The organism is Paenibacillus tengchongensis (assembly GCF_008973665.1).
Lineage (GTDB): Bacteria > Bacillota > Bacilli > Paenibacillales > Paenibacillaceae > Paenibacillus_AQ > Paenibacillus_AQ tengchongensis.
In genome coordinates, this window is record NZ_WACP01000004.1 from 288,794 (window position 1) to 308,873 (window position 20,080).

The window sequence follows — 20,080 nt, forward strand, 5'->3', positions numbered from 1 at the left end:
GATGAGAGTCGTCAGAACGATTGAACAATTGCGCGAAGCGCTGGAATATATGCGCGGAGGGGGTCACACCCCGATCGGCTTTGTCCCGACGATGGGCTATCTGCATGAGGGTCATGCGAGCCTGCTGCGCCGCGCTGTGGAGCAGTCCGGCACAGTGGTGATGAGTATTTTTGTCAATCCGCTGCAGTTCGGGCCCAGCGAGGATTTCGCGGCCTATCCGCGGGATGAGGCCCGTGACCTGGCTCTGGCGGAGCGCGAGGGCGCAGATATCGTGTTTATCCCTTCGGTGGAAGAAATGTATCCGCAGGCCATCCGCACCACCGTCTCCGTCTCGGCGCTGACCGACCGGCTGTGCGGGGCTTCCCGTCCCGGCCATTTCGACGGGGTGGCGACGGTTGTCAGCAAGCTGTTCCATATCGTACAGCCCGACTACGCCTTCTTCGGACTTAAGGATGCCCAGCAGGTGGCGGTGCTGCGCCAGATGGTATCCGATCTGAATATGAATGTGAAGATCGTCGCCTGTCCGATTGTCCGCGAGAAGGACGGACTTGCGCTCAGCTCGCGCAATGTGTATTTAAGCGAGGAAGAACGCCGTCAGGCACTGGTACTGTCCCGTTCCCTGCGTGAAGTGCGCACGGCGCTGGAGGAAGGCAGGGTGCGGACCGTAGATGAAGCCAAAGCGCTGCTGGCCTCGGTGATTGGCTCCTCTCAGCTTGCCGAAATCGATTACGCGGAAATTCTGACATTCCCGGCGCTGGAGCCGCTGGAAGGAAGCTCCCGCTTGCTGGATGCAGCCGGAGAGATTATAATCGCTCTTGCCGTGAAATTCGGCAGAACACGGTTGATTGATAATAATGTATTTACCGCCAAGGAGGTGCACGTCCTTGTTTAGACATATGATGAAGTCCAAAATCCACCGTGCCACGGTGACGGAAGCCAACCTGAACTATGTCGGCAGCATTACCATCGACGAGGACCTGATGGAAGCCGCGGATCTGCTGGAGAATGAGAAAGTCCAGATCGTTGACAACAACAACGGTTCCCGTCTGGAGACTTATGTGATTCCCGGACCGCGCGGAAGCGGAGTGATCTGCCTGAACGGTGCAGCAGCCCGTCTGGTACAGCCGGGTGACACCGTAATTATCATTTCTTATGCAATGCTCTCCAACGAAGAGCTCGCCGGCCATAAGCCGACCGTCGTATTTGTGGACGAAGCCAACAAGCCGGTCAAGCTGGCGGACCATGAAATCCATGCAACGATTGCCTGAACGTTGCCGCTCCAGGCAAGCAATCAATGGCAGGCATGAAGAGCCCCCCGCCTGCGAACAATGAAATCAGGCAAGCGATGCTGATTTCATTTTCAGTGGGGAGGGAGTTCCCGTGTTTCAACATTTATTTGCTGAAATGAACAAAATGCTGCACGAAATTGCCGCCGAATTTCCGGCCTCGCAGGGTACCCGCCGCACCGATCTGTTATGCAAGTACAATATGCTGCACAGACTAAGCGATGAGATTATGGACGAATGGCTTTCCTTCGCCGAACGCTTAAGCGAATTCCGTGAAAGTGCGGATTTTACGGCACTTCCGGGGCAGGAGCCGGAGCCGCTTGAGCCGAAGGAAGCACCGGAGCTGGCGATGGACAGTTTTGTCAGAGGCCAGGGGTATTACAAGCTGTTTATGTACTGCAAGTGCATCGAGCAGTTCACGGAAGTGGTCTCGCAGTATCCGGACAGCCTGGCAGGCCGACTGTATCTGGGGATGGCCTATCTGCAGGAAGGGGACCGGGAGGCCGCGTGGCTTCATTTGGAGCATATGCTCGGGCTTGCCCGTGAGCGCAAGCTCAAGGCGATGATTCTGAATGCGCTGGGCTGTATCCGGGCATCGCAACAGCGGTTCGGCGAAGCACAGGAGCTGTTCACTCTCTCGCTCATGCATGATCCAACCCTGAAGGAGGCGAATGCCAATCTTGAGGTTTGCGCCGGAGGCGGGAGCGAATTCCAGTTCAGTAATCAGCTTGTCTCGCTGCTGTAATCATAACTTGTCTTTCAAGCGATGCATGCTCCGCCCGGGGGTGTGCATCGCCTTTTTTCGTAACTTCTGTTATGCTGATAAAGAGTCTCAAGTGAAAGGGATTAGAATTCATAATGAAATTTGCCGTGCTTGATTTTGAAACGACAGGAACCCAATCTGTGGGTGAGATTATACAGGTCGGTCTTGCCATCATTGAGGAAGACCGGTCCATCTCCAGGGTGTATGGCTCCTTGGTCAAGCCCGGAGCGCCGATTCCGCCTTTTATCACAGGCCTTACCGGCATAACCGACGAGATGGTGCAGGATGCGCCTGATCTGGACGAGATGATGATGGAGCTTGTTCCGCTGCTGGACGATGTAGTTCTGGTCGGACACAATGTGGCCTTTGATTTCCATTTTTTGCAGAATGCTCTGGACCGTTGCGGTTATTTACCGTTTCAGGGCCGGATTCTGGATACCATTGATTTTCTGAAAATATGCTTCCCGTCGCTGAGTACCTACCAGCTTGGTGCGGTCAGCTCCCATTTCGGCCTGCAGCATGAACGCCCGCATCAGGCGGACAGCGATGCCCTGGCGACAGCGCTCGTTCTGCTGGAATGTCTGGAAGAGCTGTACAGCCTGCCGCTTATTACTGTTCAGCGCCTGGCCGAGCTGTTCTCCGGAGAGGACAGCGATCTGGCCTGGTTCTTCGACGGCCTGCAGCGCGAGCGGGAGCAGGAGCCGTTCCAGCCGGAAGGCGACCTTACATTTCACCGCCAGCTGGCGCTGGCCGTATCCGATTGGACCGAAGTTCTCCCTCCGCGGGAAGAAGGGGACAGCAATCCTTTGGAGAATATATCCTTTACGGATTATATAGCGGAAGTTACTGCAAGGCTCAAAGAAACATTGCCGCAATATGAAACCCGTGAAGCCCAGGAGATGATGATCGGTGAGGTGATGACGGCGCTTTCGGAGGACAAGCATCTGCTGATCGAGGCCGGCACCGGCACCGGCAAATCGCTGGGCTATCTGCTGCCTGCGATCTACCAGAGCGTAAAGACCGGGCAGAAGGTCATGGTCAGCACCCATACCATCAACCTTCAGGATCAGCTGCGGGAGCGCGACGTCCCTCTCTTGACCAGCGTCGTGCCGTTCCCGTTCAAGGCCGCGGTCTTTAAGGGAAGAGGACACTATTTGTGTCTGCGCAAGTTTGAACATAAAATAAATCATAAGGAATTTATTTCACCACGGGAAGAAGCGCTGACAGCCGCCCAGATGCTGGTCTGGCTGACGCAGACCACCTCGGGCGACGATGAAGAGCTCAATCTCGGCGGACGCGGCGGCGATTTCTGGGAAACCGTGGCCAGTGACACCGATTCCTGTCTGGGCCGCGCCTGCCCGTGGTTCCGCAAATGCTATTATCACCGGGCTAAGCATGAAGCCGGTATTGCCGATGTAGTCATTACGAACCATTCGAAGCTGTTCGCGGATGTGAAGGCCGGGCACCAGCTGCTGCCCGCCTACGAGCATCTGGTGATTGATGAAGCCCATCACCTGGAGGATGTGGCCGGCAAGCATCTCGGGATGCAGATGAAGTATTTCACCTTTGCCCATACGCTTACCCGCTTGTACAAGGACAGCAGGAACGGCCAGCTTCCGGCGCTGCGGCAGGTGCTGCAGAGCTCGGGGAGCGAGCAGGCGGCGGAATGGAGCGCGGTGATCGACCGGATCTATCCCGACCTGTTGACCGTTAAGGAATTGTGGGACGGCCTCAGCGACAAGCTGTACGGCTTGCTGCCCGAACGCAGCGACGCCGCCGCAGGAGAGGCCGGGCAGCTGGTGAGCCGGATTTCACCTTCGCGTAAGCCCAAGGAATGGGATGAACTGGCCGAACTGGAGCGCAAGCTGAACCTTACCATGAGCGAGATTATCCGCAGAGGCGATAAGATGCTCAGCGAGATGCGCGACACGGAGAGTGAATCGTCCTCCGATTCGCTTGTAACCGATATCGGCGGCCTGTTCAAGGACCTGGCTTCGATCCGCGAGCAGATCCATTTCTTTATGGGACTGGATGATGAGAATATTGTGTACTGGATGGAGGGGAGCGGCAATTTCCGCGGCAAATCGCTGCAGATGTATGCCGTTCCCGTCGATGTCAGCGCACAGCTGAAGGATCTGTTCTTTGACAAGAAGCGGAGTGTTGTCTTGACCTCAGCCACTTTGTCGGTCGACAAATCGTTTCAGTTCATGATCGACAACCTCGGGCTCGGCGAGGCGCAGGAGCAGGGAAGACTGATGACCGCGATGCTGCCCTCGCCGTTTAAATACCGTGAGCAGGCGCTGCTGGTCATCCCGCGCGACTTTCCGAGTGTGAAGGGAAGCATCGGCGATGCCCGCTTTGTCGAGAAGCTGGTTCACTCGCTGGCCGAAGCCGCCGCTGTCACCAAGGGGCGGATGCTGGTGCTGTTTACTTCCTACCGGATGCTGCGCCAGGTGTATGATCCGCTGAAGGAAGCGTTAAGCGCGCAGGATATCAATGTATTGGCCCAGGGTGTGGAGGGCGGCAGCCGCAATAAGCTGATCCGCCGTTTCCAGGAGAGCAGCGCTTCGGTGCTGCTCGGGACGAGCAGCTTCTGGGAGGGTGTCGACATCCCGGGCGATGCGCTGACCTGCCTGGCCATTGTGCGTCTGCCGTTTCAGCCGCCGAACCATCCGCTTGCGGAGGCTAAGGCGGAGCTGCTGCAGGCACAGAAGAAGAACCCGTTCATGAAGCTGTCGGTGCCGCAGGCGGTCATCCGCTTCAAGCAGGGCTTCGGCCGCCTGGTGCGCACAGCGCAGGACCGGGGGATCGTCATCGTTTATGATACTCGCGTGATTGAATCCTATTACGGTAAATATTTCTTGTACTCGCTGCCGGGCCCCAAGATGGAGCATATGCTGACGGACCAGATGGTTCCGCGCATTGCCGAGTGGCTGGACGAGGGCAGCGTTTCGTAGTATCTAATTGTTACTTTCCTGCATTTCCGGTATAAGGAGCATTGTGCTTGTCTAAGGCGGATGCTCCCTCCCCGGAATCCGTATAGTTTGTACCATATGATCAGGAGGAGAATACATGAAATCGGAAAAAATATCTGAAGCCGTCGTACGCAGGCTTCCTGTGTACCTGCGCTTCCTGAATGATCTTCAGAAACGTGAAATTCTGACCGTTTCTTCTCAGGAACTGGGACAGAAGCTCGATCTGAATCCCGCGCAAATCCGCAAGGATCTGGCCTATTTCGGCGATTTCGGCAGAAAGGGCATCGGCTATGACGTCTCTTATCTGATTGAGAAGATCCGCCACATCCTGAAGCTGGACCAGCAGATTAACGTAGCGCTGGTCGGCGCCGGTAACCTCGGGCACGCCTTGTCCAATTATAATGCCTATTTAAAAGATACGATGAAAATTACGGCAGTGTTTGATTCCTATCCGCCAAAGATCGGCCAGAAGATCAACACATTGACCGTACAGCCTATGGACGAACTGGAGCAGACCGTTCGCGAGCAGGGGATCCGCATCGGCATTATCACCGTACCGGATCATGAGGCCCAGAATGTGGCCGATATTCTGGTATCCTCCGGTATTGAAGCCATTCTGAATTTCGCGCCCGTCATCTTGAAGACGCCGGCGGATGTGCGTGTGCACGGCGCCGATTTCACCACTGACCTGCAAAGTCTGGCCTATTATCTGCGTGACGGAAAGGAAGAAAGAGCGAATGAACAGCAGCACCTTGATTGAGAACGGACGTTTTCTGATTCCGGGCGGAGTTAAGCCCGTCCTGGAAGGCTATATGCTGATCGAGAATGATCTGATCACATACATAGGGGAAGAGAGACCCGCGGCCGCCGAAGGCACGGTTACCGTGGACGGCAGCAGACTGCTCTTTATGCCCGGACTGGTGAATACGCACGGCCACGCGGCGATGTCGCTGCTGCGCGGATACGGCGACGATATGGTGCTGCAATCGTGGTTGCAGGAAAAGATGTGGCCGATGGAAGCCAAATTCACCGGCGATGATGTGTATTGGGGTACTGCGCTGTCGGTGCTTGAAATGCTGAAGGGCGGTACGACGACCTTCCTGGATATGTATGACCATATGGACCGCGTGGCCGAAGTGTCGGAACGCTCCGGGATCCGCGCTGTGCTGATGCGCGGGGTCATCGGACTCTGTCCGGAGGATGTGCAGAACGCCAAGCTGGCGGAGGCCGTCCAGTTCGCCCGCGACTGGCACGGCAAGGCAGACGGCAGAATTACGGCTATGATCTCGCCGCATGCGCCTTATACCTGCCCGCCGGCTTTTTTCGAGAAGTTTGTCCAGGCCGCCCATGACCTTGATCTGCCGATGCATACCCATATGTCAGAAACACGCCATGAGGTGGAGCAGAATGCCGCCGATTACGGATTGCGTCCAGTAGCCCATCTGGAGAAGCTGGGCATGTTCACCCGCCCTTCCCTGGTGGCACATGGCGTGCATCTGAATGACGAGGAGATCGACATTCTGGCCCGTCATCAGGTCGGCGTCTCGCATAATCCTGGCAGCAATCTAAAGCTGGCCAGCGGTGTGGCCCGCGTGCCTGAACTGCTGAAAGCCGGTGTCAAGGTCTCGCTCGGCACCGACGGGGCGGCGAGCAACAACAACCTGGATATGTTCGAGGAGATGCGCCTGGCCGCGCTCATTCATAAAGGGGTGAGCGGCGATCCGACAGCGGTTCCGGCACCGGAAGCTCTGCTTATGGCGACGCAGTACGGCGCCGAATCGGTGTTCCTGGACCGGGTCGGCCGTCTGGCCGCCGGCATGAAGGCCGATTTTATAGCCATCGATATTGACCGGCCGCATTTGCTGCCGCATACAGACCTGCTGTCTCATGCCGTATACTCGGCAGGCGCTGCAGACGTCCGGCATGTATGGGTTGACGGCAAGCAGGTGGTCAAGAACGGAATCTGCCTCACGCTGGACGAAGAAGAAATCCGCCGCAAGGCTCAGGAGACCTTCGAAAGCTTGCTGAAGCGCTGATTGACGGCTGCAAGGGCTTAAAGCAGAACGCGATTTTTTTCGGGTGCGGCGGCGGTGCGGGTTAAATTGTTCAAGGAGAGGGAACTGCACTTGAGAAAAAGAAAGAAATGGATCCTGCTGGGGATTGCGGCTTTGTTGCTGGTCCTGTTCGGGCTCAGCCGGTTCTATATCTATATCATGCAAGACCAGTGGAAGGAGCGCAGCGCGGCCGAGGAGGTTGCCGAGACGGTGGCGGGGCTGACCGAGATCAGCAAATCGCAGAAGTCAGTCTGGGATGAGAATTCCATTTACTGGGTGATGACGGGAAAAAATGAGTCCGGGACTGAGAGAATGGTCTGGGTCCGCTTTACGACCGAGGGCCAGCCTGCCGGAGGCGACAATGACATCTATGCCACCGATGTATCCAGCGGAACTTCAGAGAAGCAGGTCCGCGCTATCATTGAAGCAGGGCTCCCCGGAGCTGAGATCAAGCGGCTGCTGCCCGGCGTGTATAACGGTGAATATGCCTGGCAGCTCTTTTACAAATTGGACGGCAGGTATTATTACCGCTTTTACCGCTTTTCCGACGGTACAGAGATCGGCGAAGGATACGACTTGCCGAACCGGTGAACCGGTTATACAAACAGGCGGACCCTCCGGGTCCGCCTGTTTTATATACGGGATAGTTTGACTATACATATTTTTGACCCCCAGGCCCCTGTTAGTTTGTGATATGCTCATGAAGTGCAGGTGTACATGCGATATATATAAAGAGTATATACCGAAGATATACATAGTTTGCTGCCTGGTGTACTACTGAGATTAATGAATGGAGGAGGATTTATGGATACACAGCCAATATTGGATGACGCGGTTAAGCTGTTTCAAGAGGAATTAGCCGGCAATCTGGCAGGTGTTTATTTGCACGGCTCGCTGGCTATGAACAGCTTTCACCCGGAGCAAAGCGATATCGATTTACTTATTGTCGTCAACCGCCCGCCCGGTCCGGAGCTTCTGAAGACCCTCGCCCGGCGGATAGTAGATCTGCATGAGAGTATACCGATGCCGCGCGGGATTGAACTCAGCATCGTGCTTGCCCGATATTTACAGGAGTTTGAACATCCGACGCCCTTTGAATTCCATTTCTCCGAAGCCCATCTATTACGATATAAAGAGGATGAGAATTACCTGTGCGGCGGATTCGCGGACGCTGACCTGGCCGCACATTTTACGGTCGTCTACCTCCGGGGAATCGCCCTGTACGGCCCGCAGCCCCGGGAGGCTATTGCACCGGTAGATAAGCGGCACTTTATCCAGTCTATTTTATGGGACATCGAGAATGCCGACAAGGAGATCGTAAAGCAGCCGGTGTACTACACGCTGAACTTATGCCGGGCACTTGCTTACCTGAGCGAAGAGAAAGTCCTCTCGAAGCGTGAGGGCGGAGAGTGGGGGCTGCAAGCATTGCCGGAGAAGCATAGCGGGATTATACAGCATGCTCTAAATGCATACACCGGGAAGCCTGTCAGCGGGACAGTGAACGATGGGCAGTTCACAAGCTTTGCCCAAGATTTGCTTAGCGATATCCATAAGAAAGCGCAGCACCATATGCCCGTTAGTTGAACCCAAAAAAGCTTCACAGCGCTGTGTCCGCTGTGAAGCTTTTTGCATTCATGCTATGAAAGACAGAAATGTAAGCCAGAAATTAGAGTTAAAAATTTTAAATATTTTCACACTTTTATACCAAAACGTATATACACTTATGATATACTACTATTTGTACTCAGACATGCTTAACAGCATGACGGTTAAGACTTATACTCACCGGCATGCTTTATCATTTATTATATAAATTTGTTTTCAACCTTGAGAGGAGGACGTTTCTTGAAGCTGCGTCTTATGCCTGTACTGCTGACGTCTGTTATTACTGCTGTGCTGCTCTTCGGCGGATGGTATGCTTACCGCCAATACGCTGTGCAGGAGCCGCTGAAGAAGATTGTTTCGGATTATAAGGGTGTCAATGAATCACATATATCTATTAACCGCAATGAGGTCACTTTGAAACTCGAATTGGCCCCGGGCACGAAATTACGTGAACTGGTGCAATATGTTTCCAAGGAAGGCAAATCAGCGATCGGGAGCCGGACATTGAAGCTGGACGTCGAGCAGAACCCGAACGAGCTGCTGGACGGATATTGGGATCAGGCGATGTTCTCCGTGGCTGAAGCGATGGAGAGCGGCAAATATACGCTGATTCCGGCAAAGCTGGACAGTCTTAAAACACAAAATGTCCAATACAAGGATGTAACTGCAACGACGGAGATCGACGACAACAATGTCTATGTCAGCCTTACCAGCGGCACGGACAGCAAGTTTATTATTCTGCCGCGGGTTCCGGCATCGATGGGAGTGTGGAACAATGCCTAAATGGTGGAAGGAAGCGCTGCTCGGATTCGTTCCGGTGCTGCTGATTTTTATGGCTTTTGTCGGGTTAAACATTTTGCCCATTGTGATTGCTGCCGGTATGGTTGCCGCCCTGCTGCTAATCACCCACATGCGGGGAGGCCTCGCGGTTGGTGCAGCGGCGGACAAGAAACGCAAGAAGAACGGCCCGGCCAAGCTGACCTTCGAAGAGATCGGCGGCCAGGATAACGCCAAGCAGGAGCTGCGTGAGGCACTGGACTTCCTGATCCGGCATGAGGAGATCAAGAAATTCGGGATCCGCCCGCTTAAAGGCATTCTGCTGACAGGTCCTCCCGGAACCGGGAAGACGCTGATGGCCAAGGCTGCGGCCCATTATACCAATTCCGTATTTGTCGCCGCATCGGGCAGTGAATTCGTAGAGATGTATGTCGGCGTCGGCGCAGGCCGCATCCGTGATTTGTTCAAGGATGCCAGAACCCGTGCACAGAAGGAAAACAAGCAGAGTGCCATTATTTTTATCGATGAAATTGATGTTATCGGCGGCAAGAGAGAAGGCGGCCAGCAGCGTGAATACGATCAGACGCTCAATCAGCTGCTGACGGAGATGGACGGCATCTACAACAACGATACTCCGCGTATTCTGCTGATCGCCGCCACCAACCGCAAGGAAATGCTCGACTCGGCACTGCTGCGTCCCGGCCGCTTCGACCGCCACATTCAGGTCGATATGCCGGACAAGAAGGGCCGCAAGTCGATTCTGGATCTGCATGCCAAGAATAAGCCGCTGCATCCTGAGGTTAACCTCGACAAGATCGCGGAGGAAGCCTACGGATTCTCCGGCGCCCAGCTCGAAAGCGTGATGAACGAGGCGGCGATCTACATGATGCGCGATAACCTGTCCCAGGTAGAGCAGCGTCATTTGTCGATGGCTATCGACAAGGTGATGATGGGCGAGAAGACGGACCGCGAGACTAACCAGGAAGAGAAGAAGCGGGTGGCCATTCACGAGCTGGGCCATGCGATTATGGCCGAGCTGCTGCGTCCGGGCAGTGTCAGCCAAGTGACGCTTACACCGCGCGGACAGGCTTTAGGCTATGTGCGGCATAATCCGCAGGCTGAACAGTATCTGTACACCAAGGATTATCTGGAGCAGCAGATCATGATCGCCCTCGGCGGCGCGGCTTCGGAAGAGATCTTCTACGGCGGGCGCAGCACCGGCTCGCGCGGCGACTTTGATCAGGCGCTGAATATCGTAGAGACCATGATGAAGTCCGGACTGACTTCGCTGGGCATCGCGAATCTGCAGATGGTCACCACGGAAGAGCTGATGAAAGAGAACAGCAAAATCCTTGACGAGCTGATGCTCCGGACACGCGATTTGCTCGACAATCAGCGGCATGTATTTGATTACTGCATTGACATTTTAATGAAGGAAGAAGTTCTCTCCGGGGAGCAATTTCGTTGTCAATTTCGTGACAGTGTAAAATTACCGGCATAAATATTTATGCCGGTTATTTTTTTTTACTTTTGAGACATGCTAAGATATTATTATATGTCGGGCTTATTAATTTTTTTCGACAGAAAAGGTACAATACTAAGGTATAGATACCGAAAGGATGGAGACTTTGTTATGAAGTTTAAGAAGATTGGTGTCATCGGCGGTGGCACAATGGGTCAGGGCATTTCCGAAATGCTGGCAGCCAAGGGCCTGGATGTATTGCTGGTGGAGAAAACCGCAGAAAGACTGGACTATTCTTATGAAATGATCGAGACCAGTCTCGATAAGCAGCTTGAGAAATGGGCCATTACCCAGGCCGAGAAGAAGCTCATCCTCAGCCGCATCCAGAAAGTGACTCATTTCGCTGAGCTCAGCTCCTGCGATATGGTTATCGAAACCATCACCGAAGATTTGGAAGAAAAGCAAAAGGTATTCAATCAGCTTGATCAGGTGTGTCCGAACCATATTATTCTGGCCAGCAACACGTCGACGCTCAGCTTGACGGAGCTTGCTAGCTCGACTCTGTATCCGGAACGCGTAATCGGCATGCATTTCATACATCCTGTAGGTAAAGTCGATCTCGTGGAAATCGTGCGCGGTCTGAAGACCTCGGATGAGACCTTCGAGAACACCAAAGCCTTTGTTGACGAAATCGTTGAGAAGAAAGGCGTAATGATTTATGAATCCCCGGGATTTGTAACTTCACGCCTTATTTGTCTGTTCATTAACGAAGCTATGCATCTGCTGCAGGAGGGCGTTGCCTCCCCTGAAGATATCGACGATGCTATGCGTATCGGCTACCAGTTCCAGAATGGACCTCTGGAGATGGCGGACCGCTTCGGCCTTGATTCCGTTCTGGCCGCCCTGGAGAATATGTTCCGCGAATATGGCGAGCTGAAATATCGTCCGTCGACCATCTTGAAGAAGATGGTACGTGCAGGACAGCTCGGCACGAAATCTGGCGAAGGCTTCTTCAAGTATGACAAGGATGGTGACCGGATATGAATGTACTCGTAATCAACTCGGGAAGCTCTTCCCTCAAATACCAGCTTTACAATATGACCGATGAATCCGTATTGGCCAAAGGCCTGGTGGAACGTATCGGCATGGATTCTTCGATCCTGACCCACAAGCCTACAGGCAAGCAGGAAGTGACCGAAGTCAGCGAAATTCTGGAGCACAATACAGCAATCCGCAAAGTGCTGGCCTGTCTGACCGACAGCGAGCACGGCGTAATCAGCTCCATCGAAGAAATTAATGCCGTCGGCCACCGTGTCGTACACGGCGGTGAATTCTTTAGTGAATCCGTACTGGTGGAAGGCGATGTAAAACACAAAATCCGCCAATTGTTCGACCTGGCTCCGCTCCATAATCCGGCGGGCGTAATGGGCATCACGGCAACGGAACTGAATATGCCGGGTGTGCCGCAGGTTGCCGTATTCGATACAGCCTTCCATCAGACAATGCCTGAGAAGGCTTATATGTATGCTATTCCGCGCGTGCTGTACAACAAATATAAGGTCCGCCGTTACGGCGCACACGGTACTTCCCATGATTTCGTAAGCAAATCCGCTGCCGAATATCTGGGCCGTCCGCTCGAAGACTTGAAGATTATTACCTGCCACATCGGCAACGGCGCCAGCGTAACGGCTGTTGACGGCGGCATTTCTGTGGACACTTCCATGGGGATGACTCCGCTGGAAGGCCTGATGATGGGTACGCGCAGCGGTGACATTGACCCGGCTGTCGTTCCATATGTGATGAACAAGGAAGAGCTGTCTGTGGGCGAGGTTAACTCCATGCTCAACAAGCACAGTGGACTCCTGGCCATCTCTGGCGTAAGCAGTGATATGCGTGATATTATTGATGGTGCGGAAAAAGGCGAGCCTAACTCCACGCTTGCTTTTGAAATGTATGAATACCGCCTGCGCAAATATATCGGTTCTTATGCGGCTGCCATGAACGGCGTCGATGTTATTGTATTTACCGCCGGTGTCGGCGAGAACGCATCGCTGCTGCGCGAGAAAGTGCTGAACCAGCTGACCTTCCTGGGCATCGAGCTCGATGCCGAAGCCAACAAGGTCCGCTCCGGCGATCCGCGCAGCATCTCTACAGCCGATTCGAAGGTACAGGTGCTTGTCGTACCGACGAACGAAGAACTTGTGATTGCACGCGATACGTATCGCATTGTGCAGGGAGTTAACGGCTAAATCAGAGGAGAGATTAAGTAAGCATGGCTAACAAGACTGTAATCAAACGTGTGAACGAGCATGTCGGGGAAACGGTTGTCATTGGTTCTTGGGTGAACAACAAGCGTTCCAGCGGCAAAATCCAGTTCCTGCAGCTCCGGGACGGCACCGGTTATATCCAGGGTGTCGTTGTGAAATCCGAGGTGCCGGAAGAAGTCTGGGATGCGGCAAAAAGCCTTACACAAGAGAGCTCGCTTTATGTAACCGGGATTATCCGTGAGGAGCCCCGCAGCCAGTCCGGCTACGAAATGACGGTTACCGGAATCGAGATTATCCATCTTACCGAGAACTACCCGATTACCCCGAAGGAGCACGGCATCGATTACTTGATGGATCACCGTCATCTTTGGCTGCGTTCCAATAAGCAGCGGGCGGTTCTGGTCATCCGCGCGGAGATTATCCGTGCCATCCAGCAGTTCTTCAACGAGAACGGCTTTACCAAGGTTGACCCGCCAATTCTGACGCCGACCTCGGCGGAAGGCACAACCAACCTGTTCCATACCAAGTATTTCGACGAAGATGCCTATCTGACGCAAAGCGGCCAGCTGTATATGGAAGCTGCGGCGATGGCGTTGGGCCGGGTGTATTCCTTTGGTCCGACCTTCCGGGCGGAGAAATCGAAGACCCGCCGCCACTTGATCGAATTCTGGATGATCGAGCCGGAGATGGCCTTCACTGACCACGAGGAAAGCCTTCGTGTGCAGGAGGAATTTATCAGCTTTATCGTGCAATCCGTCGTGCAGAACTGCCGTACGGAGCTGGAGACGATCGGCCGCGATATTTCCAAGCTGGAGAATATCAAAGCGCCGTTCCCGCGTATTACCTACGACGAAGCGGTTAAGTTCCTGAACGACAACGGTCATGAATTCGCCTGGGGCGACGATTTCGGTGCACCGCATGAAACGGCGATCGCCGAAGCGCATGACAAGCCGGTATTTATCACCCATTATCCGGCATCCTTCAAAGCCTTCTACATGAAGCCGGACCCGAACCGTCCGGAGGTCGTGCTGTGTGCGGATATGATCGCACCGGAAGGCTACGGGGAGATTATCGGCGGTTCCCAGCGCATTGATGATCCTGAACTGCTGCAACAGCGGTTTGAGGAGCATAATTTGTCGATGGACGCTTATAAATGGTACATGGATCTGCGCACCTACGGTACCGTGCCGCATTCCGGCTTCGGCCTGGGTCTCGAACGTACGGTGGCCTGGATTTGCGGTCTGGACCATGTGCGCGAGACGATTCCGTTCCCTCGTACGCTGTACCGTCTCTACCCGTAACGGCTCTTGAGGGGGATTAATATGGACGGCAAAGGATGGACAACCTGGGGCGAAGGCGTGTCTTTCGGCCTGGAGAACGGAATGGCCGTCATTCCCTATGCGTTATTGAAGCATTACCGCAAGCTGGGACTTGCCGGCAGTGAAGTCATGCTGCTGATCCATCTGCTGGCCTTCCGGCAGGTGGAGGCCGTCGACTTTCCTTCGCTGGAGGAGCTGCAGGCCGTTACCGGCCGCAGCGCCGCTGCGATATCCGGGGAACTGCAGAAGCTCATGAAGGATGGCTTTATCAGTATTGACGAAGACATTGACGATCAACTGGGTATCCACTATGAGCGCTACAACTTCTCCGGCTTGTATGGCAAGCTGGGCGCTTTATTGGCGGAGCTTGAAGCGGGGGCAGAACCGGGCGGACGGAGAGACCGTTATCCCGGCGTTAAGCCGGCGGGACAAGCCCGCAGCGGCGGCTATTCCGCAGCTGTTCCGGCAGGTGCCGAGCAGGAAGAAAGCCGCAGCCTGTTCGGCATCTTCGAGAAGGAATTCGGCCGTCCGCTCTCGCCGATGGAGTGCGAGACCATCTCCGGCTGGGTGGATCAGGACCGCTATCCGGAGGATCTGATTCTGCTGGCCCTGAAGGAGTCGGTGTTCGCGGGCAAGGTGCATTTCCGCTACATCGACCGGATTCTGCTGGAATGGTCGCGTAACCGGGTGAAGACGGCGGAGGACGCCAAACTCTACACCCAGCGCTTCCGTAGCGGCGGAAGGTAATGAATATGACGGGCTCCCAGCTTCCATGAAGCCGGGAGCCTGTTTTATTAATAAATCCATACAGAATCATATACACAACCCAAAAAGGCACTATCACCGCCGATGCTTAGCGCATCAGCACTGTGATAATGCCTTTTGAATTTTTGAATTACGAATCCTTACTGCAGTGCCTTTCTGACATCTTCACCCATCTCGCGGGAGCGCTCCGCTGCGCGGTGTACAGCGGCTTTAACATGCTCTGTAAATCCGCCGTCGGACAGCACCTTAATCGCCGCTTGGGTAGAGCCGTTCGGTGAGGTGATATCCTTGCGCAGCTTGGCCGGGTCCTCTTTCGTTTCCCGCATCATCATCACTGCGCCGAGTACGGTTTGCTCCGTCAATAAGCGGGATTGCTCTGAAGACAATCCGCCCTCCACGCCGGCAGCAATCATGGCTTCCATCATATAGTAAATATAGGCTGGACCTGAGCCGGAGACACCGGTCAGGATTTCCTGCTGCTCTTCACCGATTACGGTTACCGCACCTACTGATTCAAAGAAGGCAACTGCTGTGCGCTGCTGTTCTTCATTTACCTCCGGCGAGAACGAGATTCCGGTCATGCCCTGACCGATGGAGGATGAGGTGTTCGGCATCGTCCGGGCTACCGGCAGCTTGCGGCCCAGCAGCTGTTGAATGGTGCTGATGGACAAACCGGCAATGAAGGAGACAATCAATTGATCGTCGTTAACCAGCGGCCGTATCCGGCTGATCGCTTCACCGGCGTCCTTGGGCTTCATGGCCAGGCAGATAATTGAAGCCCGGCGCAGCATGTCATCTTTGTCTTCCTGGACTGAAGCGGTCCGTACTCCGTAACGGTCTGTAAGATAGGCCAGATGCTCCTCATTGCTGCGGTTAAACATGCCGATTTGCTGCGGTGCTGCCACCTGCCGGTAGATCAGCCCGCGTACGATGGCCTCCGCCATCGAGCCTGCTCCATAGAATGTAATGTTCTCTTCGCTGTTTAAAGGCATGAAGCTCAAATGTAGTTACCTCCCTGTTAAGGCCGAATCTGGCCATTTCCTTGAATTGTATATTTCGTGGATGTCAATGCCGGTAATCCCATCGGCCCGCGGGCATGCAGCTTTTGGGTGCTGATGCCGATTTCTGCCCCAAAGCCAAACTCGTACCCGTCGGTAAAGCGGGTCGATACATTATGATAGATGGCAGCGGCATCCACTTCCTGCAGAAATCTTGCCGCGTGATGCTCATCCGCCGTGACGATACATTCAGAGTGTTTGGTTCCGAAGCGCGCAATATGCACCAATGCTTCGTCTACATCGTCTACAACCTTAATGTTAAGAATGTAGTCATTGTATTCGGTAGCATAATCCTGATCGGTTGCTTCCTTCGCCCAGGGTACAAGCTTCCGGGTCCGGAGGCAGCCTCTGAGCTCCACATGTTCCTGCCGGAAAGCCTCGGCGACCTGAAGCAAATGGCTCTCTGCGAATTGCTTGTGCACGAGCAGCGTCTCCATCGCATTGCAGACGGAGGGGCGCTGGACCTTGGCATTCAGTGCGATGTCAAGCGCCATCTGAAGCTGGGCGGATTCATCAAGGTATGTGTGACAGATACCGGCCCCGGTCTCTATAACGGGAACGGTTGCGTTCTTTACGACATGCTGGATGAGCGAGCTGCCGCCGCGCGGTATGACGACATCCAACAGCCCGTTCGCCGTCAGCATATCATCCACGGAACGGCGGTCGGTGTCTTCAATCAGCTGCAGGGCATCTGCCGGAACGTCAGTAGCGGCAAGGGAGCTATGAATGATTTCCACAATTTTGCGGTTGGAGCTGATGGCGGAAGAACCGCCGCGCAGCACGACTGCATTGCCGGTCTTAATGCAGAGCCCGAAGGCGTCAACCGTGACATTCGGGCGGGCTTCATAGATGATGCCGATAACGCCCAGCGGAACCCGTTTCTTGATGATGAGCATGCCGTTGGGCCGCTCCAGCGTTTCGAGGATTTCCCCGACGGGATCGGGCAGTGCAGCGATCTGCCGCAAGCCTTCGGCAATCCCGGTAATCCGCTGTTCGTTGAGCGCCAAGCGGTCGAGCAACGATTCTGAGGTGCCGTTGCTCCGTCCACGCTCTAAATCCTCTTCATTCGCCGACATAATGGCCGGAGCATTTGCCACCAGGGCATCCGCTGCGGCCAGCAGGGCAGCATCTTTCTGGGCAGTGCTGAGGCGGTTCAACACCGCCGCAGCTTTTCCGGAAAGCTCCGATTTCAATGTAACTTCGCTCATGGAATACTCAACCTCCATTTAAAGTGGGATGATCTACGCCTTCAGAGAGATCCATTCATCGCGGTGAATGACCTCCGGCGGATGCGGGATACCGATTTTGCGGGCTGCTTCCGTAGTGGGCAGCCCGTAGATCTCGCTGAGCTGCTCCTGATCGTAATTGACAATTCCCCGTCCAAGCACTTCGCCGCCGGGGTTCAACACCTCGACGACATCTCCGCTGCGAAATTGCCCCTGAAGGCTCCGGACGCCTACAGGCAGGAGGCTCCTGCCGCCATGCAGCAATGCTTTTTCCGCGCCGGAGTCTACGGTCAGCGAGCCGAGCGGGGTGGAGAGGAACCCGAGCCACTGCTTCTTGCGCGAGAGCGCAGACAGCTTCGTATTGAAGTAGGTGCCCCGCCCCTTGCCGGAGACGGCTTCAAGCATTTCGCCGGAGCGTTGGGATTTGCCGATGAAGACCGCGATGCCGCCGCGGACAGCAATTTTGGCGGCATCGAGCTTGGAGCGCATTCCGCCTGTACCTACAGCCGTGCCGGCGCCTCCGGCGAGCGCATAGATCTGATCCGTAATTTCGTCCACCACAGCAAAGCGCTCGGCATCGGCATGATACCGGGGGTCCTTCGTATACAGGCCATCGGTATCTGTCAGAATGAGCAGCCGGTCGGCTTTGATCAGATTGGCGACCAGTGCAGATAAGGTATCGTTATCGCCGAATTTCAGCTCATCCACCGACACGGTGTCGTTCTCGTTGATAATCGGCACAGCACCCTGCTTCAACAGTTCTTCAACAGCCATGCTGGCATTGCCCATCCGTTTCCGGTTATGAAAATCCGCCCGGGTCAACAGGACCTGCGCCGCGGCAATACCGAAGCTGCTGAATGATTCCCGGTAGGCTTGCATGAGCAGCGCCTGTCCAACGGCTGCAGCGGCCTGCTTCTCATGCAGCAGCTTTGGGCGTTCGGCATAGCCGATCTCGCGAAATCCGGCGGCTACGGCGCCGGAGGTCACGAGCAGGACCTCATAGCCGCTCGCGCGCAGATTCGACAGCTCGGTGGCGAAATAGTGCACAGCCTCCCGGTCCAGTCCGCCGACCGGCGAGGTCAACGAGCTGCTGCCGATTTTGACGACAATTCGCCGTTCCACAACGATTCCCCCTTTACTGAGTATAAAATAAAAAAACCTTCATCCTTTAACTAAAAAAGGACGAAAGTTTCACTTCCGCGGTACCACCTTCATTGACGGCTCAGGGCCATCCCACTTCATGCCCGGTAACAGGGGCGCTGTCCGGCTTGAACGCCGGCCGTTCGGGGATAGGTTTCGGAAAGGGCAGGCGGTAAATTCTCGCAGCCGGTGGAATTTACTCTCTGACACGCCGCTTCGCCTTCGTACTGGTCCCGTCATTACGTTGTTTATGTAAGCTCTTGCTTTAATTAATGTATAGAATAACACGCAAGTTCCTGCATTGCAAAGCAAAAAACAAGTTCTGGACGCAGGCAGCACAAATAACGGGGCAAATGGCCCCGTTTTTAGATTTGCTGTTATATTTGATAGCTGAATTTATACCGCATGGGTGAGTGTGGGCTGTTCCTCCTGCTGCGGTTTCGGCCCGAAGCGGCTTAACAGTTGGGCGTAGATCGATGCCAGAATCTGCTGAAACAAGGAGCACATGATGACCGGAACGGCCACGGCCGCCGGGAAATAGGTAATGGCCAGCACCGTTCCGGCGTTGATATTGCGCATGCCGCAGTTGAAGGTAAGCGCCGTGGCGATGCTGTGATCCCATTTGAACAGCCTGGCACACTGCCAGCCGATGAAGTACCCGCATGCCGCCAGCAGCAGCATGGTCAGCAGGATGACCGCCAGCTTTACGCTGAAATCAATAAGATAAGGGGCGATAACCGAGCTGTTGATCGAGATGACCAGGATCAGCCCAAGCTTGCTGAAGGGGGCAAGGATGGGGGAGAGAGTCAGCTTGACCTTGCCTTTGGTGCGGTGGTTGAGCAGCAGTCCCGCGATGGACGGCAGCGCCACCATCAAGACCAGGCTCTGCATCATGCCCCAGATATCAAGCCGGATCTCGGCACCGACCAGAACCTTAAGCGTCAGCGGAACGACAAAAGGGGCCAGTAAGGTATCGATCAGAATAAGCGACAGTGTTAAGGCGATATTCCCCTTATAGATGGACACCCACATAAAGCTGACGATACCGGTAGGAATGGCAAAAGCAAGCAGGATGCCGGTTATGACCAGGGGATCGCCCTGAAACACCAGATTTCCGGTGACAAAGCCAAGCAGCGGCATCAGCATATGGAGGATAATGAGACTGGCCACAAGCGGATAGGGACGCCGCAGCACCCATTTTAAATCATTGAAATTGGAACTGAGGCTGCCGGCAAAGGTCATAAATGCGAAGACCCACGGGACGACACCGGTAAACGGCTTCAGCCAGACGGAGAAAACAATGCCGAGTATCAGGCTTGCCGGCGCGGTAACCGGCACCAGCCGTTCGAGGAAATGGTTAAATTGAAGCCACTGCTGACGCAT

18 protein-coding genes are annotated in these 20,080 nt (G+C 54.7%); 14 read left to right on the plus strand and 4 right to left on the minus strand.

Annotated features, from left to right (window positions below; translation table 11 throughout):
- Position 1 precedes the first annotated feature (1 nt).
- From panC to F1381_RS09145, 14 genes are all read left to right on the plus strand, one after another.
- On the plus strand, positions 2-892 hold the full coding sequence (gene panC, locus F1381_RS09080) for a pantoate--beta-alanine ligase (RefSeq protein ID WP_151734504.1): 891 nt from the start codon (positions 2-4) through the stop codon (positions 890-892).
- Positions 885-1,268 (plus strand): aspartate 1-decarboxylase, encoded by a 384-nt coding sequence (gene panD, locus F1381_RS09085; RefSeq protein WP_151734505.1) that lies wholly within the window; start codon positions 885-887, stop codon positions 1,266-1,268. The genes panC and panD overlap by 8 nt, the downstream gene beginning before the upstream one ends.
- Before the next feature lie 136 nt (positions 1,269-1,404).
- Positions 1,405-2,031, plus strand: coding sequence for a hypothetical protein (locus F1381_RS09090; protein ID WP_187355262.1), 627 nt, complete (start codon positions 1,405-1,407; stop codon positions 2,029-2,031).
- A gap of 113 nt (positions 2,032-2,144) precedes the next feature.
- A complete protein-coding gene (dinG, locus tag F1381_RS09095; protein ID WP_151734507.1) occupies positions 2,145-5,006 on the plus strand; it encodes an ATP-dependent DNA helicase DinG in 2,862 nt (953 codons plus the stop codon).
- Positions 5,007-5,121: 115 nt separating this feature from the next.
- Positions 5,122-5,784 (plus strand): redox-sensing transcriptional repressor Rex, encoded by a 663-nt coding sequence (locus tag F1381_RS09100; RefSeq protein WP_151734508.1) that lies wholly within the window; start codon positions 5,122-5,124, stop codon positions 5,782-5,784.
- A complete protein-coding gene (locus tag F1381_RS09105) occupies positions 5,762-7,060 on the plus strand; it encodes an amidohydrolase (protein WP_151734509.1) in 1,299 nt (432 codons plus the stop codon). The genes F1381_RS09100 and F1381_RS09105 overlap by 23 nt, the downstream gene beginning before the upstream one ends.
- A gap of 90 nt (positions 7,061-7,150) precedes the next feature.
- The gene (locus tag F1381_RS09110; protein ID WP_151734510.1) at positions 7,151-7,669 is read left to right on the plus strand and encodes a cell wall elongation regulator TseB-like domain-containing protein; all 519 of its coding nucleotides are present in this window, start codon (positions 7,151-7,153) and stop codon (positions 7,667-7,669) included.
- A gap of 213 nt (positions 7,670-7,882) precedes the next feature.
- Complete coding sequence (locus tag F1381_RS09115) at positions 7,883-8,662, plus strand: aminoglycoside adenylyltransferase domain-containing protein (protein ID WP_151734511.1); 780 nt, start codon at positions 7,883-7,885, stop codon at positions 8,660-8,662.
- Between the two features lie 261 nt (positions 8,663-8,923).
- Positions 8,924-9,466, plus strand: a complete 543-nt coding sequence (locus F1381_RS09120; RefSeq protein ID WP_151734512.1) for a hypothetical protein — start codon at positions 8,924-8,926, stop codon at positions 9,464-9,466.
- On the plus strand, positions 9,459-10,961 hold the full coding sequence (locus tag F1381_RS09125; protein WP_151734513.1) for an AAA family ATPase: 1,503 nt from the start codon (positions 9,459-9,461) through the stop codon (positions 10,959-10,961). The genes F1381_RS09120 and F1381_RS09125 overlap by 8 nt, the downstream gene beginning before the upstream one ends.
- Positions 10,962-11,093: 132 nt before the next feature.
- Complete coding sequence (locus F1381_RS09130; RefSeq protein WP_151734514.1) at positions 11,094-11,966, plus strand: 3-hydroxyacyl-CoA dehydrogenase family protein; 873 nt, start codon at positions 11,094-11,096, stop codon at positions 11,964-11,966.
- Positions 11,963-13,171, plus strand: a complete 1,209-nt coding sequence (locus F1381_RS09135) for an acetate/propionate family kinase (RefSeq protein ID WP_151734515.1) — start codon at positions 11,963-11,965, stop codon at positions 13,169-13,171. The genes F1381_RS09130 and F1381_RS09135 overlap by 4 nt, the downstream gene beginning before the upstream one ends.
- Positions 13,172-13,194: 23 nt before the next feature.
- Entirely contained in the window at positions 13,195-14,490 is a 1,296-nt protein-coding gene (gene asnS, locus F1381_RS09140) for an asparagine--tRNA ligase (RefSeq protein WP_151734516.1), read from the plus strand.
- Positions 14,491-14,511: 21 nt separating this feature from the next.
- The gene (locus tag F1381_RS09145; protein WP_151734517.1) at positions 14,512-15,255 is read left to right on the plus strand and encodes a DnaD domain-containing protein; all 744 of its coding nucleotides are present in this window, start codon (positions 14,512-14,514) and stop codon (positions 15,253-15,255) included.
- Positions 15,256-15,413: 158 nt separating this feature from the next.
- Here F1381_RS09145 and proC read toward each other — a convergent pair whose 3' ends face one another.
- The 4 genes from proC to F1381_RS09165 all read right to left on the minus strand — a co-directional run bounded on the left by proC (position 15,414) and on the right by F1381_RS09165 (position 20,080).
- Positions 15,414-16,265, minus strand: coding sequence for a pyrroline-5-carboxylate reductase (gene proC, locus F1381_RS09150; protein WP_151734647.1), 852 nt, complete (start codon positions 16,263-16,265; stop codon positions 15,414-15,416).
- Positions 16,266-16,291: 26 nt separating this feature from the next.
- Positions 16,292-17,539, minus strand: coding sequence for a glutamate-5-semialdehyde dehydrogenase (locus F1381_RS09155; RefSeq protein ID WP_151734518.1), 1,248 nt, complete (start codon positions 17,537-17,539; stop codon positions 16,292-16,294).
- A gap of 33 nt (positions 17,540-17,572) precedes the next feature.
- Complete coding sequence (gene proB / locus F1381_RS09160; protein WP_187355263.1) at positions 17,573-18,679, minus strand: glutamate 5-kinase; 1,107 nt, start codon at positions 18,677-18,679, stop codon at positions 17,573-17,575.
- A gap of 414 nt (positions 18,680-19,093) precedes the next feature.
- Positions 19,094-20,080 carry a bile acid:sodium symporter family protein gene (locus tag F1381_RS09165; RefSeq protein ID WP_151734519.1) on the minus strand — a complete coding sequence of 329 codons (987 nt, stop codon included), beginning with the start codon at positions 20,078-20,080 and terminating at the stop codon, positions 19,094-19,096.

What these genes read in the sequence shown, in the direction of transcription:
- F1381_RS09125 (WP_151734513.1), top strand. Translation starts at nt 9,459, where the DNA reads ATGCCTAAATGGTGGAAGGAAGCGCTGCTCGGATTCGTTCCGGTGCTG.
- F1381_RS09165 (WP_151734519.1), bottom strand. Translation starts at nt 20,080, where the DNA reads ATGCGTCAGCAGTGGCTTCAATTTAACCATTTCCTCGAACGGCTGGTG.
- asnS (WP_151734516.1), top strand. Translation starts at nt 13,195, where the DNA reads ATGGCTAACAAGACTGTAATCAAACGTGTGAACGAGCATGTCGGGGAA.
- F1381_RS09105 (WP_151734509.1), top strand. Translation starts at nt 5,762, where the DNA reads ATGAACAGCAGCACCTTGATTGAGAACGGACGTTTTCTGATTCCGGGC.
- F1381_RS09130 (WP_151734514.1), top strand. Translation starts at nt 11,094, where the DNA reads ATGAAGTTTAAGAAGATTGGTGTCATCGGCGGTGGCACAATGGGTCAG.
- F1381_RS09155 (WP_151734518.1), bottom strand. Translation starts at nt 17,539, where the DNA reads ATGAGCGAAGTTACATTGAAATCGGAGCTTTCCGGAAAAGCTGCGGCG.
- dinG (WP_151734507.1), top strand. Translation starts at nt 2,145, where the DNA reads ATGAAATTTGCCGTGCTTGATTTTGAAACGACAGGAACCCAATCTGTG.
- F1381_RS09115 (WP_151734511.1), top strand. Translation starts at nt 7,883, where the DNA reads ATGGATACACAGCCAATATTGGATGACGCGGTTAAGCTGTTTCAAGAG.
- F1381_RS09135 (WP_151734515.1), top strand. Translation starts at nt 11,963, where the DNA reads ATGAATGTACTCGTAATCAACTCGGGAAGCTCTTCCCTCAAATACCAG.
- proC (WP_151734647.1), bottom strand. Translation starts at nt 16,265, where the DNA reads ATGCCTTTAAACAGCGAAGAGAACATTACATTCTATGGAGCAGGCTCG.
- panC (WP_151734504.1), top strand. Translation starts at nt 2, where the DNA reads ATGAGAGTCGTCAGAACGATTGAACAATTGCGCGAAGCGCTGGAATAT.
- F1381_RS09145 (WP_151734517.1), top strand. Translation starts at nt 14,512, where the DNA reads ATGGACGGCAAAGGATGGACAACCTGGGGCGAAGGCGTGTCTTTCGGC.
- F1381_RS09090 (WP_187355262.1), top strand. Translation starts at nt 1,405, where the DNA reads ATGAACAAAATGCTGCACGAAATTGCCGCCGAATTTCCGGCCTCGCAG.
- F1381_RS09100 (WP_151734508.1), top strand. Translation starts at nt 5,122, where the DNA reads ATGAAATCGGAAAAAATATCTGAAGCCGTCGTACGCAGGCTTCCTGTG.